Genomic DNA, 16,002 nt, shown 5'->3' on the forward strand with positions numbered 1-16,002 from the left:
ACCACCTCCGTTCACATGTCCGGTACATCGAGGACGACGCACTTCCATTCGGCGGCCGGGACTCTCAGGTTCGCCTCGGCCCGTCCGGTGATCGGGTGCGCGGTGCCCAGGAACTCCACGCAGTCCTCGTGCACCTCGCGCAGCTTGCTCGCGCCGCGGTCGACGTCCTCGGTGCGTGCGTCGATCACCGCGTGCGCGAGCCTGGCCGCGAGCGTCCACGGGTGGACGTCCCCGAGCCTGGTGACGAGCCCGTCGCGGGCTTCCTTCGCGGATTTCAGCGCCTCTTCCTGGCCGCGGCCGAGGCTGTGCAGGAAGATCGCGCAGTCGTGCAGGCTCATCAGCGTGAACGCGTGGTACGCGCCCAACCGCTGCTGGTAGGCGCGATGGCACTCGCGGCCGAGCCTGATCGCGGTCTCGAAGTCGCCGATGGCGTGGTGGTCGGCCGCGAAGCTGAGCTTGCACGCCCGCGTGTCGGCGTGGTCCTCGCCGAACACCTGCCGGTAGCCGCGCAACGTCTCCCAGGTGAGGCTCTTCGCGCCCGCGGCGTCGCCGAGCAACCGGTAGGTGATCGCCTCGTTCCACTTGATCCGCAGCTCGTACCGCGGACTGGCCGGGGCGATCGCCGCGATCCGCTGGAACGCCTCGTGCAGCTCGTCGAGCGCCTGGTCGTAGTGCCCGAGTTCGCGCAGGTACCTGCCCGCGGAGCAGGCCGACCACCACACGTTCGGGTCGTGGGGGCCGAGCACGGCGAGCCGGCGTTCGAAGTTCTCCCGCTGGACCTTCAGCGCCTCACCCGTCTCACCGGCGAGGAACAGCGAGAACGCGAGGTTGTTCGTCGCGGTCAGGGTGTCCGGGTGGTCCGGGCCCAGCACGGCACGCATCTGCCGCACGGTCCGCAGCTCCGCGGCCTGCGCCGAGCGGAAGTTGCCCAGCACGCGGTGCCCGTGCGCGACACCGCGGGCGGTGCGCAACGTGCGCGGGTGGCTTCTGCCCAGGAGCGCGGTCTGGTCGGTGAGGAGCTGTTCGTCGATCCGCAGCGCGACCATCGGCTGGTCGAGCGCGCGGTGCAGGTTGGCCAGGTGGAAGCGCAGCCGCATGGACAGCTCGGCCTGCTCACCGGCCGGCCAGTTCGCGAGCATCCGCTTGCCCAGCTCGACCGCGAACGTCCACGCCTCGGGGTCGCCCGCCTGCTGGAAGTACCGCAGCTGGTTGACCAGCCAGCGCCGCACGACCGGCGACGTCGACGTCACGGCGTCGCTGGAGACGATGTGCTCGCGCAGCTCCCGCACGTCGGCCGTGCGGCTGCCGTCGTCGATCTGCGACTCGGACGGCGCGAGCGCGGCGAGCCCGGCCAGCACGCCTTCGCGGACGGCCGCGCGTTCCTCGTCGTCCATGAGGTCCGCGACGAGTTTCAGGACCAGCCGATGGATGATCAACGTCGGCGGCTTGCCCCACGGCACGTCGAACAGGCCGTAGCGCACGCCGTACCAGACGACGCCGTCCAGTTCGAGGTCGTCGAGCTGCTCCACGTCCGGCGCGGCCGACGCCACCGCGAGCATCGGCGCGGTGTGCAGCAACGACAGCGAGACGCCGGCGCCGGACAGGAACGAGCACACCTTCGCCAGCTGCAGCACGGACCGGCCGAGCCGCTGCTGCGCCAGCGTGCCGGCCACCACCCCGAGGGCCCGCCCGGCGCAGGACTGGTGTTGCGACGCGGAGAACAGCTTGCCGAACTCGTCGGCGGCGCTGATCGCGGCCTCCTCCCGGGACGCGGTGTCCTGCCGCCGCCGCTTGGCGATCTGCCGGATCCACGCCCGCGCGAGCCGCAGTGCGAGCGGCTCGTTCTCGCAGAGCGCGGCGACGTGGGTCAGGTGCGCCTGCGGGAGGTCGCCCAGCTCGGTGCGCAGGTACGCCACGCTGTCCTCGGGGGTGAGCGGGCCGAGTTCGGTGACGGTGTGGCGGGCGGGGTTGCCGAGTCCGGTGCGCGGGCTTGGTTCGGTCACCGTGTGGCGGGTGGGGTCGCCGAGCGCGGCGCGTGGGTTCGCCACGCCGTCCGCGGCCGTGTGCGGGCCGGGTTCGGCGGCGGTGTGGCGGGTGGGGTCGCCGAGCGCGGCGCGTGGGGTCGCCACGTCGTCCGCGGCCGTGTGCGGGCCGGGTTCGGCGGCGGTGTGGCGGGTGGGGTCGCCGAGCGCGGCGGGCGGGGTCGCCACGTCGTCCGCGGCCGTGTGCGGGCCGGGTTCGGCGGCGGTGTGGCGGGTGGGGTCGCCGAGCGCGGCGGGCGGGGTCGCCACGTCGTCCGCGGCCGTGTGCGGGCCGGGTTCGGCGGCGGTGTGGCGGGTGGGGTCGCCGAGCGCGGCGGGCGGGGTCGCCACGCCGTCCGCGGCCGTGTGCGGGCCGGGTTCGGCGGCGGTGTGGCGGGCCGAGTCGCCCGGCACAGCGCGCGAGGTGACGACCACGTGTCCGCTGCCCCGCGCGGGCACCAGACCGCGCAGCACCTCGGGATCGTCGGCACCGTCGTAGATCAGCAACCAGCGGCGGCTCTCCGCGGCGGCACCGAGCCGGTCGAGCACGCTCTCGGTGACCCGGCTCTCCATCTCGATGCCGAGCACCCTGGCGAGCCCCGCGAGGTGCTCGGTGATCGTGCGGCGGTCGTGCGCGGGGATCCACCACACGTGCTCGTAGTCGAACCCGAACCGGTGCGCGTACTCCTTCACGAGCTCGGTCTTGCCCGACGCCGCCGGGCCGGTGAGCCACCACGTCCGCAGGACCGAGGCGTCCGAGAGCGCGTCGCGCATCGCCTCCAGCTCGGCGGCCCGGCCGGTGAACCCCTCCAGCCTGCGCGGCAGGTGCCGTTGCCGCCTCTCGCGCTTTTCGTTGCCGACCAACGGAAAGCGCACGCCGGTGGCCGGGCCGGCGACGAGTGCGAAGGCCTCCAGCAGGCGGGTGCGGGCGGTGGCCTCGTCCACGCCGGCCAGCGGCACGTGCTCGCCGTCGGGTGGTTCGCTGTCGTCGACCGTGAGGACGACGACGCGTCCGCCGAAGTGCTCGCGGTCGGCGGGGGAGTTCCGCGAGCAGATGCGCACGAGCGAGATGCCCGATCCCGCCGGGCCGGTCACCTCGGCGCCCGCGCACGTCAGCTGCGACCGCACCCAGTCCGCCCACGGCCGGTCCGCGGGCACGTAGTCGAGCGCGATGTGCGTGGGGTTCAGGCCGATGCTGCGCCGGTAGTTCTCCCGCAGCTCCTGCGGGAACTCCCGCACGGTGCCGATCTCGGCGCCCGCGAGGGCGGAGGCGAGCCGGTGGTAGGCGTCGAGCTGGGCGCCGCTCTCGTCGACGAGGACGGCGAGCGTCTCCACGACGGACTCCCTCAGGTACAGCGGAATCCCCACCAGCTCGGCCGACAGGTCCCGGCCGAACGGGTCGGTGTCGTGGTCGAGCAGGTCCTCGAACGCCGACCTGATCGCGATCTGCGTCTGCTCGGCGCGGTCGGCGTCGCGCTTGTCGAACTGCACCGGCACCGCGAGCACCCGGACGCCGACCGGGGCCGACTCCCACACCTTCTTCGCGAAGGCGGAGGCCTGGGAGATGCTGCTGCGCAACGGCTGGAAGCACACCGCCACCACGTCGCACAGCCTGGCCATCCTCGTGGCGGCCTCGGTGGACAGGTTGGTGGGGCTGTCGATCAGCACGTAGTCGTAGGAGGACCGCCGGACGCCCTCCCGCAGGGTCTCCACCTCGCCCTGGCCCCGCGGCGCCGGGGAGAAGCCGCGGATCGGCGTGCTCGGGTCGCGGGAGGACAGGATGTCGACGCGGCCGAGCCCGCCGGGCAGCTCGTAGCGGCGGGCCTGCAGCTGGGGGAACGTCTCCTCGTCGAAGAGCAGGCGGCGCGCCGGCGTGCTGTACGGCGAGACCTCCATGACCTCTTCGAGCAGCTCGGCGACCTCCAGCGTCCTGGCGTGGAACGGTTGCAGGAAGTCGTGCACGTGCGGTGCCTCGGTGCCCCAGTCGGCGACCGCGACCCGGTGCCCGGACGCGGCGAGCACCCAGGCCAGGTTCGCCACGACGGCGGTGCGCCCGATGCCGTTCGTGGAGGACGTGAACGCGGCGATCGTCGGCGCGTCCGGTGCAGGCCGATCGTCGGTCATCGTTGCTCCACCGTGAACTGTCGGTCAGATGCGGTTCTGGAACGACGCGAAGTGGTCGGTGCCGGAGGAGTTCTCCCGCAGCACGCGTCTGAGCGCATTGGTCAGCACCCCGGCGGGCAGCTCGTCGAGCAGGCTGAAATCCACTTCGCTCAGATCCACCAGGTCCGATCGCAAACCCGTGTCGGGCTGCTGTGCCATCCGCGTTGCCCCGTCCGTCGGTCTCCGCCCCTTTGCGGTGCGCACCGATTGTAGTTCGGGCGCGGACGATCCCGCGTTAGCAAACGACGCAATGTGTAATCTGGCAGGGCCTCGCTTTGCACCTTTGGAGTGACGCATTATCGAGCTACCGCGTGGACGTGTCGATCGGCCACTCGGGCGATCGGGGCGCACTGCCGGGTTTGATTCTCGTCTATCGTCGACACTGATTCTCGCAATCGCGGGGGAAGCGGTGCGATATGGACGAGCCAAGCCCATTCCGGCAGTTCATCCTGAAGGTGCACGAGCGGTGCGATCTGGCCTGCGACCACTGCTACGTCTACACGAAGGCCGACCAGCGCTGGCGCACGCGCGACCGGACGATGTCGCTCGCGACCGCGGACCAGGTCGCCCGGCGCGTCGCGGAGCACGTGCGCGCGCACGGCCTGCCCACGGTCGAGATAGTGCTGCACGGCGGTGAACCGCTGCTAGCAGGCGTTTCGCACCTGCGCGCGCTGGTGCGCCTCTTCCGCTCGCTCGTCCCCGTTCCGGTGCAGGTGAGCCTGCAGACCAACGGCACGCTGCTCGACGCGCCGACCCTGGCCGAACTGGCCGACCTGCGCGTCCGGGTCGGGGTGAGCCTCGACGGGGACAAGGCGGCGCACGACCGGCATCGCCGCAGGCACGACGGCAGCAGCAGCTACGACACGGTGGCCGCGGCCGTGCGGTTGCTGGCCACCGAACCGTCGGTCTACGGCGGCCTGTTGTGCACCATCGACGTCGAGAACGACCCGGTGCGCACCTACGAGGCGTTGCTGGAATTCGCCCCACCGGCTGTGGACTTCCTTCTGCCCAACGGCAACTGGTCCGACCCACCACCGCGCATCGGCTTCGGCACGCCCTACGCGTCGTGGCTGATCACGGTGTTCGACCGCTGGTACGCAGGTGGCGGCGAGACCTCGGTGCGGATGTTCACCGAGATCATCAACGTGCTGCTCGGCGGCACTTCCGCGGTGGAGGGTTTCGGCACGTCACCGCCCGCGATGGTGGTCGTCGAGACGGACGGCGCCATCGAGGTCTCCGACATGCTGAGCTCGGCGTTCGAGGGCGCCGCCGCCACCGGCCTGACCGTCTTCGAGTCCTCGTTCGACGACGCGCTGCCGGCACCGGGCGTGGTCGCCAGCCGATCACCCCTGTGCACCACCTGTCAGGCCTGTGAGCTGCGCGAAGTGTGCGGCGGCGGGCTCTACGCGCACAGGTACCGCGCGGGCTCGGGGTTCGCCAACCCGTCCGTGTACTGCGCCGACCTCCGACGCCTGATCACGCACGTCAGGGCCACTCTCGCAGCCGACGTGGCGAGGTTGTGCCGATGACGTTCGAGATGGGGCACCGGATGTTCGCCGAGCTGGCGAGCGGTGGTGGCGATGCCGGGACCTCGCGCTTCCTGCGCGGCGTCCGGCGCAGCCGCACGCTCCTGCTGCTCCACGCTGCAGGCGACCCGGCGTTGGCGCAGCTCAGAGCACTTCCAGCGGACGCGGTCCGCGCGGTCGTCGACCATCCGCGCGTGGGAGCGTGGGCACTGCGAGCCGCGTTGAACCGCTCCGGCGCGAGCGAGCTGGCGGCGGTGCTGGCCGCCGCGAGGTTCCACGCTCGGGTCGGCGGCGTGGTCGAGCTGCCGGGTGGTCGTCCGGTCGTGCTGCCGTCTGTCGGCACGTTCCACCCGGCGGGCACGGGTCCTGTACGTGTCGTGACCAGCCAGAACGGTGGTTTCGTCGCCGACGACGTGGTGTCCTGCGACCTGTCCGGGCCGGAGTCCGAGCACTGGCGTCCGCTGCGGCGGCTGCACGCTGAACAGGACGGCCTGCGCCTCGCGCTCGCCGTCGACCACCTGCCGGCCGAACGACTGCCCGACCACGTTGCCATGGCCTCGGACCTGCGGGAACGCGAATGGGGCCCGCTGCTGAGCGCCAGCTGGCGGCTGCTGGTCGAGCACCACCGCCCGGTCGCCGAGGAGATCGCGGCGATGTTGTCGGTGCTCACGCCCCTGTCGACGTCCCTGCCCGGCCACGCGAGCGTGACCTTCGCGAACGCGCTGGGCTGCGTGGCGATGTCCCTGCCGGACGACCCGCGCGTCATGGCGGTCGCCTTCGCCCACGAGGTGCAGCACGCCAAGCTGTCCGCACTGCTCGATCTCTTCCCATTGGTGGACCGCGACTCGCCCGTGCGTTTGCGAGTGGCCTGGCGGCCCGATCCACGCCCTCCGGTGGCCGTTCTGCACGGCGCCTACGCCCACCTCGCCGTGGCCGCATTCTGGCGCCGGCACGCAGACGCGGCGGCGCGCGCGGAATTCACCCGGTGGAGTTCCGCGACCCGTGCCGCGGTTGGTTCACTGGAGTCCTGCGGGGCGCTTACCGGGATGGGCCGGATTTTCGTCAGCCACATGCGCCGCAGGCTCGACTCGTGGATTCAATGACAACGGATGGACAAAAGCTGGCCACGGTTTGTTCTGGGTCGCGTGGAATCAAATAGAACTTTCACCCGATTGAGCTGGTTCTTGGACCGGGTTCAAGCCCTAGCGTCGGGTCGCATGACTGCGATGACCTCCACCGCCTACAGCCGTGACCTCGGTGACGAGCTGCGCCGGTTGCGCGAGAAGTTCACCGGGTTGACCGGCTTCGCGTTCGCCGAGCAGCTCGGGTGGGACCCGAGCAAGGTGTCCAACATCGAGAACGGCAAGGCGCGGGCGAGCGAGATCGACCTCGTGCAGTACCTGCTGACGTGCGGGCGGGACAGCGTCTTCTTCGAGCGCTTCCGCGACCGGTACCGCTACGCGTTCGACCCGTACGTGGTCCTCGTGCCGGACAACCTGCGCACGCTCGCGAAGGCGGAGGCGCAGGCCAAGAAGATCACCTGCTACGACGTGCTGTCGGTCCCAGGCCTCATCCAGACGCGCGAGTACGCGGAAGCGCTGCTCTCCACAGGTCGCAAGACGCCGGCCGACGTGGACAAGAGCCTCAGGTGGCGGATGGACCGGCAAGCGATCCTGAGTCGGGTGCAGAACCGCCCGGAGTGCCGCTTCTACGTGCACGAACTCGCCCTGCAGCTGCGGGTGGGCGACGAGCGGGTGATGGAGGAGCAGTACCTGCGCATGCTGTTCAACACCCACATCCTCCGGATCGTGCCCATGTCCGCCGGTCCCGGCCCGATCAGGATGTCGCCGCGCATGCTCTTCCACTTCGAGAAGCTGATCCCGGTGGCGTACAGCGAGACCGACCTCGGCAACGTCTTCGCGCACGAAGGCGTCGCCATCGCGGACAGCCGGGAGTTCTTCAAGTGGTTGGATGCCCTCGCCTTGGATGAGGGACAATCACGCAGCCTGCTGGCGAACTACGTCAGCGGACTGCGAAAGGACTCCCATGTTCCACGAGCGGAGTTGGCGTAAGAGCACCTACAGCGGTCCCGAGGGGGACAGCGCGTGCGTGGAGGTGTCGCTCGCCCAGGACGCTCTCGTGCGTGACTCGAAGGCCACTCGCGGTGACGTGCTGGCGTTCTCGATCTCCGCCTGGCAGGCGTTCGTGGCGAGCGTCGCCTGATCGGCCCAGTAGAAGTCCGGGCGGCGTTCACCGTGTGAGCTGCGCCGCTCGGCGCGCGTCCGGAAGTTTCGTCAGCGTGAACGCGTTATCCTCGGTACTCGCGAGACCCGAGGAGCGTGGGGTTGAGTCAAGACACCGAACCCGCTGCGACGGTTGTTCAACCGTCGGCTACCCGGCGTGTGCGCGCCCGCCTCGCGCGGCGCATCACCGCCCAACGTGCGGCCCCGGTGAAGCAGGTCCTCGAACCTCTCGCCGCCGTGCACCGTGACCTCCATCCCAAGGCCGATCTGGCGCTTCTGCAGCACGCTTATGACGTCGCCGAGGAGAAGCACCGCCCGCAGCGCCGCAAGTCCGGCGACCCGTACATCACCCACCCGCTCGCCGTGGCGACGATCCTCGCCGAGCTGGGCATGGACACCACGACGCTGGTGGCCGCGCTGCTGCACGACACCGTGGAAGACACCGACTATTCGCTCAACCAGCTGAAAGAGGACTTCGGCGAAGAGGTCGCGCGCCTCGTCGACGGCGTCACGAAGCTGGACAAGGTCAAGCTGGGGGCAGCGGCCGAGGCGGAGACCATCCGGAAGATGGTCATCGCGATGGCGAAGGACCCGAGGGTCCTGGTCATCAAGCTCGCCGACCGGCTGCACAACATGCGCACCATGCGGTTCCTGCCGCCGGAGAAGCAGGCCCGCAAGGCCCGTGAGACGCTCGAAGTCCTCGCGCCGCTGGCCCACCGCCTGGGCATGGCGACCGTCAAGTGGGAGCTGGAGGACCTCGCGTTCGCGATCCTGCAGCCGAAGAAGTACGACGAGATCGTGCGGCTGGTCGCCAAGCGCGCGCCGTCGCGCGACACGTACCTGCGCACCGTCGTCGAGGAGCTGAACTCGCAGCTCGACGCGGCGCGGATCGTCGCGAAGGTCGAGGGCAGGCCGAAGCACTACTACTCGATCAACCAGAAGATGATCGTCCGCGGCCGGGACTTCGACGACATCCACGACCTGGTGGGTGTGCGGATCCTGGTCGACGAGGTCCGTGACTGCTACGCGGCCATGGGCGTCGTCCACGCGGCCTGGCAGCCGATGCCGGGCCGGTTCAAGGACTACATCGCGCAGCCGCGGTTCGGCGTCTACCAGTCGCTGCACACGACCGTCATCGGTCCCGACGGCAAGCCTCTCGAAGTGCAGATCCGCACGCACGAGATGCACCAACGGGCCGAGTACGGCATCGCGGCGCACTGGCGCTACAAGGAGACCAAGGGCACGCACAACGGCAAGTCCGTCGAGATCGACGAGATGGCGTGGATGCGCCAGCTCCTCGACTGGCAGCGGGAAGCCGCGGACCCCGGCGAGTTCCTCGAAGGGCTGCGCTGGGACCTCGCCGCGCGCGAGATCTTCGTGTTCACCCCGAAGGGCGACGTGCAGACGTTGCCCGTCGGGTCGACGCCCGTCGACTTCGCCTACGCGGTGCACACCGAGGTGGGTCACCGCTGCATCGGTGCCCGCGTGAACGGACGTCTGGTCGCTCTCGAACGCAAGTTGGAGAACGGCGAGGTCGTCGAGATCTTCACGTCCAAGGCCGAAGGCGCGGGCCCGTCCCGCGACTGGCTGTCGTTCGTCGCGTCCCCGCGCGCCAAGGCGAAGATCAAGCAGTGGTTCGCCAAGGAGCGCAAGGAAGAGGCGATCGAGCAGGGCAAGGACGCGATCACCAAGGAGGTCCGGCGCGTCGGGCTGCCGATCCAGCGCCTGGTCAGCGTCGACTCGATGCAGGCCCTGGCGAAGGAACTGCACTACCCGGACATGAGCGCGCTGTACGCGGCGGTCGGCGAGGGCCACACCTCCGCCCGCCACGTCGTGCAACGGCTCGTCGCGCAGCTCGGCGGCGTCGAGCACGCCGAGGAGGAGCTGGCCGATCGCGCCACCCCGTCCACCGTCACCCGGCGCCGCCCCACCGGCGACGCGGGCGTGATCGTCAAGGACGCGGGCGACGTGTGGGTGAAGCTCGCCCGCTGCTGCACCCCGGTGCCGGGCGACGACATCCTGGGCTTCGTGACCCGCGGCGGCGGCGTGTCCGTGCACCGCACCGACTGCACGAACGCCGACGAGCTGCTGAAGTCGCCGGAACGCCTCCTCGACGTCGAGTGGGCGCCGTCCGCGTCGTCGGTCTTCCTGGTCGCCATCCAGGTCGAGGCGCTCGACCGGCACCGGCTGCTGTCGGACGTCACGAAGGTGCTGGCCGACGAGCGCGTGAACATCCTGTCGGCGTCGGTGACGACGTCGCGGGACCGGGTGGCGGTGTCGCGGTTCTCGTTCGAGATGGGCGACCCGAAGCACCTCGGGCACGTGTTGAAGGCGGTGCGCAGCGTGGAGGGCGTCTACGACGTCTACCGGGTGACGTCCGCGTCGTAACTGGGGAAAGACGAAAGGAGCCCTCGACTGTTCCAGTCGGGGGCTCCTGACTTTTGGCCGTGATTTGACCTTGAAATGTCGCACGCCCCTGGCAGGATTGCGATGCTCGTGCCGGATTTCGGGAAGGTGCGCCCGAATGTGGAGTTTTCTTTCCGCCTACTGGCCGGGTGTTGTCGTCGTCGAAGCGCTGATTGTCGTGTGGGCGTTGCGGCGCCCGATGTTGCCGCGAAAAATCCTGACGGTGCGAACCGACCGCGGCTGCGGTGCGGCGGCCGGTCGGCCCAAGCGCTACTGGTTGTACCGGTTCCGCTTCCTGCCGGCGGGGGTCACGGTGCGCGTCTGGCTGCTCAGGGACTCGTCGAAGCCGGTCAACGTGCGACTCATGGACGGCTGGAACTACCGCCGCTTCAAGAAGATGAAGCGCCACAGCTACATCGGCGGCTGCGTCGGCGACACCACGCCGATCGACCTCAGGGTGCCCAGGAACGGTCGCTGGTACCTGGAACTGGACCTCGGTGGCAGCCCGGGCAAGGTCGAGAGCGCCGTCGACGTCGTGACCGGGCCGCTCCAGCGAAGCCAGCCGGAAGCCGGTCCACTGGCGAAAATCGTGGAAAACCTCCGGAGAGTCCACAAGACCAGTCCCGGTGAAGAGCAGTACGACGTATTCATTTCTCATGCGCACAGGGATGGCGCTGAGGTGGCCCACAAGCTCAGCGATCACCTCAGGGCGCGCGGTGTCACCGTCTGGATCGACCAGCTGAACCTGAACACCATCGGCCAGAGCATCAGCACTGAAATCGACCGCGGTATCGCCCGCAGCCGCTTCGCCGCCATCATTCTCACGCCCGCGTTCTTCGAGCAGTCGTGGACTCGGCTGGAGCTGGGCGGTTGCGTGGCTCGGCACATCGCAGGACGGCAGCAGCTCCTGCCGATTCCGCACAACATCACGATCGACGAGGTGCTGGAGCACAGCCCGATGCTCGCCGACGTGCTCTCTCGAAGCACGGGGCAGTACGCGATCAGCCAGATCGCCGCGGAGATCGCGAGGGTCGTCAAGGAGAAACCCCGAGTGGCCGAGGAGCAGGTGGACGACCCTGCCAAGACCGGCCAAAACGGAACGGGCCCCTGAGCAGTCGCCCAGGGGCCCGTTCCGAGAAGTGAAGAGCTAGTTCGCGACCAGCGCCGACTTGATGTCGACCGGGGTCTTCGGCTTGCCGTCACCCTGGCCGGGGGTCTGCGAGATCGTGCCGGTCTTCGCGACCTCGTCGATCTTCTTCAGCGAGTCCTCGTCGACCGTGCCAAAGATCGTGTAGTCCGGCTTCAGGTTCGAGCCGTCACCGTAGACGATGAAGAACTGGGATCCGTTGGTGTCCGGGCCTGAGTTGGCCATGGCGAGCACACCGCGACCGTAGGTCTCCTCGGGGTAGGTCTCGTTCTTGAACGAGTAGCCGGGGCCGCCCATGCCGTTGCCGCCGGGGTCGCCGCACTGCAGGACCTGGATGCCGGTCACCACGAGGCGGTGGCAGGTGGTGTTGTCGAAGTACTTCTGCTTGGCCAGCGAGATGAAGTTGTTGACCGTGCAGGGGGCGAGCGACCGGTCGAGGTTGAACTTCAGGTCGCCGATCGAGGTGCCGAGCGTGACCGCGACCGTGCCGGTCGTGGGCTGCTCGCCGTTCGCGGGCGGGGTGTTCTCCTTCGCCGCCGGCTCCTGGCCCTTCGTGTACTCGCAGTTCACCTTCGCCGGCAGCGGCTGCGGCCGCTTCGGGATCTGGTGCATCGCGGTGGGGATGTTCTCCGCCTTGTCCACCGACTCCTGCTTCGGAGTCTCCGAGGCCGCGGCGTCACCGTTGCCGAAGTCGTGGGTCGCGAGCCACCACACACCACCTCCGACGAGCGCAACAACGACGACCGTCGAGACGACGGCGATGATACGACGCTTCTTGGCCCGCTCCTGGCGGTAGACCATCTGACGCTCAAGCTTGCGCTTGGCTGCCGCGCGTCGCTGCTCGTTGGTGGGCACGTGCTCCCTCCCCAGGGACTCATGCGAAAAGGGCGGACGGCTCGGGAGTCTAGGGCCTGCGCATATGAGCTTTGTGTGGTGGTTAGGCTAGGCGTGACCAGGGAGGTAATTTTCGTGCTCGTGATCGGGTTCCCCACTGGTGCCCTTCAGGCGAACTGCTTCGTCCTGGCGGCCGGTGAGGGCGAGCCCTGCGTGATCATCGATCCCGGTCAGGACGCGGTCGAGCCGATCGAGCAGGCCCTGCGCAAGCACCGGCTCGCACCGGTCGCCGTGCTGCTCACGCACGGTCACTTCGACCACACCTTCTCCGTCACGCCGGTCTGCGACGGCAACGACATCCCCGCGTACATCCACCCGGACGACGTCGAGATGCTCGCCGACCCGCTCAAGGGCATCAGCCGCGAGTCGGCCGCGTTCTTCGGCGGCAATCTCGAAATGCGGGAGCCTTCGGAGGTACGGGAGCTGACCGACGGCGTCGACCTCGACCTCGCCGGGTTGAAGATCACCGTCGACCACACGCCGGGCCATACCGGCGGGTCGGTGATGTTCCGCTCCGGCGTGCAGGAAGGGGGTCGCCTGGTGATCTCGGGTGACACGCTCTTCGCCGGTTCCATCGGACGCACCGACCTGCCTGGCGGTGACCACTCGCGCATGCTGTCGTCTCTGCAGAACAAGGTCCTGACCTTGCCCGACGACACGGTGGTGCTGCCCGGCCACGGACCGACGACGACCATTGGCCGTGAGCGTGCGACGAATCCGTACCTGCTCCAGCTGCAGGATGCTCCGGCCGCCCCGCACCGAGGACTTTGAGAGACGTGTTTTCCGCACCCAAAGGCGTTCCCGACTACATCCCGCCGACGTCCGCCGCTTTCGTGCACGTCCGGTCGACCTTGACCCGTGCCGCCGAGCTCGCCGGCTACGGCTACGTCGAGCTGCCGGTCTTCGAGGACACGGCGCTGTTCGCGCGCGGTGTCGGCGAGTCGACCGACGTCGTGTCGAAGGAGATGTACACCTTCCTCGACCGCGGCGACCGCTCCATCACGCTTCGCCCCGAGGGCACCGCGGGCGTGATGCGGGCCGTGATCGAGCACAGCCTCGACCGCGGCCAGCTGCCGGTGAAGCTCTACTACGCGGGCCAGTTCTTCCGCGCCGAGGCCCCGCAGGCCGGCCGGTACCGGCAGTTCCACCAGGTGGGCATCGAGGCGATCGGCGTCGACGACCCGGCGCTCGACGCCGAGGTCATCGCCGTCGGTGACGCCGGGTTCCGCGCGCTGGGCCTCACCGGGTACCGGCTGGAGATCACCTCGCTCGGTGACTCGAACTGCCGTCCCGCCTACCGCGAGCTGCTGCAGGCGTTCCTCGCGAAGCTGCCGCTGGACGAGGCGACCCGGCAGCGCGCCGCGCTGAACCCGCTGCGGGTGCTCGACGACAAGCGGCCCGAGGTGCGCGCGATGGTCGCCGACGCGCCGCTGATGGTGGACCACCTGTGCGACGCGTGCCGTGAGCACTACGAGCTGGTCAAGGGGTACTTGACCGAGCTGGGCGTGAAGTTCGTCGAGAACCCGCGCATGGTCCGCGGTCTCGACTACTACACGAAGACGACCTTCGAGTTCGTGCACGACGGACTGGGCGCGCAGTCGGGCATCGGCGGCGGTGGCCGGTACGACGGCCTGATGGCGCAGCTCGGCGGCCAGGAGCTCTCCGGCGTCGGCTTCGGCCTGGGCGTGGACCGGGCGCTGCTCGCCGCGCAGGCCGAGGGTGTGCTGCCGGAGTTCAGCCGGGTCGACGTGATCGGCGTGCCGCTGGGCGAGGCCGCGCGGGCCCGGCTGGTGGCGATCGCGGGCGAGCTGCGCGCGGCCGGCGTGCGGACCGACCTCGTCTACGGCGGCAAGTCGATGAAGGCGGGCTTCAAGGTCGCCGACCGGTCCGGTGCCCGGCTGGCGCTGGTGCTCGGTGAGCGCGACCTGGAGGCCGGTCTGATCGGGCTGAAGACGCTGGCCACGGGCGAGCAGGTGTCCGTGGCGCTGGCGGACGCGGTCGGCGCGGTGCTCACCGCGCTGGACCCGGCCGCTGCCGACGTGGTGGCCGGGGTGCCCGGTGGTGCCGAGGCGCTGGCGTCGGACCTCGGTGCCGAGGCGGTGCGAGAGCAGCCGTGAGCTCCGACGACAAGCTCGGTCTCGACCTGCTGGACCAGGAGACGGTCCGCAAACGCGCGCGCATGGTGGCGATCGGCGGCCTGATGGTCGCCCTCGCCTTCGGCGCGATCGTCGGGTTCATCGGCGGTCGCTGGGCCGGCATCATCGCGTTCCTGATCGTGTCGCTGCCGGTCGTGCTGCTGGCGCTGTCCGAGGCCCGTCGCACGGTGTGGCTCGAAGGCACGAAGGTGCACGTGCGGGCGTTCGGCACGCGCACCGTCGACCTGGCCACCGCCGACGACCTCGACCTGCTGGTCACGGACCTGCGCGGGGCCCGGACGGTCGGGCTGTTCGTGCGCGGCGGCAAGAAGGCGATCAACATCGCGTTGTCGATGTACTCCGGTGTCGGTGGCCGTGAGCTGGGCATCTACCAGCTGCGCCGGCTCGCCGACACGTTGGCGGGCCGTGGCGACACGCCGGGGCTGGTGTTCTCGGAGCTGCTCGTCGCCCAGCTGCGGGCCGAGGCGCGCGGGCTGGCCGCTCCGGAACGCCCGCTGTACCGGCTGGGGTCGCTCGCGCCGGCCGGGCGGATGGCGCAGAAGCTCCATCCGGACGCCGTCTCGAAGTTCGTGACCTCGCTGGACTAGGTGCCCCAGAGGCCCGAAGGCGGCGCGGGGGACAGGGTCGCGGTCGCATCGGTGGTGACGGGTGCGCCACCGATGAACTTCGTCAGCCCCGTGCCGTGCTCGACGCGGCCGGGGAACGGGTCACCGGCCGTGGCACGGGTCAGCTGCTGCATCGGCAACCCGGTGTGCGAGCCGAAGATCACGAAGTTGCCGAACCGGCGGCCCCGGAACACGCCGGGCTCGGCCAGCACGCAGACGTGTTCGAACACCGCGCGCACGGTCGCGCACTGGGACCGTGCGAACTGCAGACCGTTGCCGTCGCCGATGTTCGCCGCGTAGACCCCGTCCTCGGCCAGCGCGGCGGACGCCTGCCGGACGTACTCGACCGACGTCAGGTGCGCGGGCGTGCGGGCGCCGGCGAAGCAGTCCGTGACGATCAGGTCGAACGACGCTGGACGGCTGCGGGCGAGCACGGCACGGGCGTCCCCGGTGGTGATCTTCACCCGCGGGGGTGGCGGGAGCTCGCGGCGGATGAACGCGATCAGGCCCGCGTCGATCTCCGCCACCTGCTGAGACGACCGGGGCAGCAGGTTCGCCACGTAGCGCGCTAGCGTGAGAGCGCCACCACCGAGGTGGAGCACACGCGAAGGCGCGGTGAGATCGACGACGTGACCGAGCCGCCGGACGTACTCGAACTCCAGGTAGGTCGGGTCGTCGAGGTCCACATGCGACTGTGGGGTTCCGTTGACCCGCAACGTCCACGAGTTCCGTCCACCGAGGTCCGGGACGAGCTCCGCGACGCCGGAGTCGATCGACTCGGTGATCGCCTCTGTGTCGGGCCGTTGTCTTCCCACTGCTCTATTGTCTCACCGGGTGTGTC

The 16,002-nt window shown here is 69.8% G+C and carries 12 protein-coding genes and 1 pseudogene; 9 read left to right on the forward strand and 4 right to left on the reverse strand.

The features are described from left to right. Window positions 1-11: 11 nt before the first annotated feature. Entirely contained in the window at window positions 12-4,145 is a 4,134-nt protein-coding gene (gene fxsT, locus ACWEIJ_RS30130; protein ID WP_449840618.1) for an FxSxx-COOH system tetratricopeptide repeat protein, read from the reverse strand. Window positions 4,146-4,169: 24 nt separating this feature from the next. Next, the gene (gene fxsA, locus ACWEIJ_RS30135) at window positions 4,170-4,304 is read right to left on the reverse strand and encodes an FxSxx-COOH cyclophane-containing RiPP peptide (protein WP_449840619.1); all 135 of its coding nucleotides are present in this window, start codon (window positions 4,302-4,304) and stop codon (window positions 4,170-4,172) included. A gap of 296 nt (window positions 4,305-4,600) precedes the next feature. Here fxsA and ACWEIJ_RS30140 point away from each other — a divergent pair, with 296 nt between their 5' ends. The 6 genes from ACWEIJ_RS30140 (at window position 4,601) to ACWEIJ_RS30165 (ending at window position 11,470) form a co-directional block, all read left to right on the forward strand. Further along, window positions 4,601-5,713, forward strand: a complete 1,113-nt coding sequence (locus ACWEIJ_RS30140; protein WP_449840620.1) for an FxsB family cyclophane-forming radical SAM/SPASM peptide maturase — start codon at window positions 4,601-4,603, stop codon at window positions 5,711-5,713. Beyond that, entirely contained in the window at window positions 5,710-6,813 is a 1,104-nt protein-coding gene (locus tag ACWEIJ_RS30145; protein ID WP_449840621.1) for an aKG-HExxH-type peptide beta-hydroxylase, read from the forward strand. The genes ACWEIJ_RS30140 and ACWEIJ_RS30145 overlap by 4 nt, the downstream gene beginning before the upstream one ends. 114 nt (window positions 6,814-6,927) lie before the next feature. Continuing rightward, a complete protein-coding gene (locus tag ACWEIJ_RS30150; protein ID WP_449840622.1) occupies window positions 6,928-7,782 on the forward strand; it encodes a helix-turn-helix domain-containing protein in 855 nt (284 codons plus the stop codon). Next, on the forward strand, window positions 7,757-7,933 hold the full coding sequence (locus tag ACWEIJ_RS30155) for a DUF397 domain-containing protein (protein ID WP_449840623.1): 177 nt from the start codon (window positions 7,757-7,759) through the stop codon (window positions 7,931-7,933). Before ACWEIJ_RS30150 ends, ACWEIJ_RS30155 begins: the two co-directional genes overlap by 26 nt. Before the next feature lie 122 nt (window positions 7,934-8,055). Further along, the gene (locus ACWEIJ_RS30160) at window positions 8,056-10,341 is read left to right on the forward strand and encodes a RelA/SpoT family protein (RefSeq protein ID WP_449840624.1); all 2,286 of its coding nucleotides are present in this window, start codon (window positions 8,056-8,058) and stop codon (window positions 10,339-10,341) included. Between the two features lie 70 nt (window positions 10,342-10,411). Continuing rightward, the gene (locus tag ACWEIJ_RS30165) at window positions 10,412-11,470 is read left to right on the forward strand and encodes a DUF1883 domain-containing protein (protein ID WP_449840625.1); all 1,059 of its coding nucleotides are present in this window, start codon (window positions 10,412-10,414) and stop codon (window positions 11,468-11,470) included. Between the two features lie 36 nt (window positions 11,471-11,506). On the opposite strand, the gene ACWEIJ_RS30170 is transcribed toward ACWEIJ_RS30165, so the two are convergent. Continuing rightward, on the reverse strand, window positions 11,507-12,361 hold the full coding sequence (locus tag ACWEIJ_RS30170; protein WP_449840626.1) for a peptidylprolyl isomerase: 855 nt from the start codon (window positions 12,359-12,361) through the stop codon (window positions 11,507-11,509). Window positions 12,362-12,475: 114 nt separating this feature from the next. On the opposite strand from ACWEIJ_RS30170, the gene ACWEIJ_RS30175 reads away from it, so the two are divergent. The 3 genes and pseudogenes from ACWEIJ_RS30175 to ACWEIJ_RS30185 all read left to right on the forward strand — a co-directional run bounded on the left by ACWEIJ_RS30175 (window position 12,476) and on the right by ACWEIJ_RS30185 (window position 15,143). After that, complete coding sequence (locus tag ACWEIJ_RS30175) at window positions 12,476-13,171, forward strand: MBL fold metallo-hydrolase (protein ID WP_449840775.1); 696 nt, start codon at window positions 12,476-12,478, stop codon at window positions 13,169-13,171. Between the two features lie 5 nt (window positions 13,172-13,176). Further along, window positions 13,177-14,427 (forward strand): annotated as a pseudogene (gene hisS / locus ACWEIJ_RS30180) (histidine--tRNA ligase); the annotation flags it as partial. Between the two features lie 86 nt (window positions 14,428-14,513). Beyond that, complete coding sequence (locus ACWEIJ_RS30185) at window positions 14,514-15,143, forward strand: hypothetical protein (protein WP_449840627.1); 630 nt, start codon at window positions 14,514-14,516, stop codon at window positions 15,141-15,143. On the opposite strand, the gene ACWEIJ_RS30190 is transcribed toward ACWEIJ_RS30185, so the two are convergent. Then, the gene (locus ACWEIJ_RS30190) at window positions 15,140-15,976 is read right to left on the reverse strand and encodes a spermidine synthase (protein WP_449840628.1); all 837 of its coding nucleotides are present in this window, start codon (window positions 15,974-15,976) and stop codon (window positions 15,140-15,142) included. The genes ACWEIJ_RS30185 and ACWEIJ_RS30190 overlap by 4 nt on opposite strands. Between the last annotated feature and the right edge of the window lie 26 nt (window positions 15,977-16,002).

It is taken from the genome of Lentzea sp. NPDC004789, assembly GCF_053601075.1.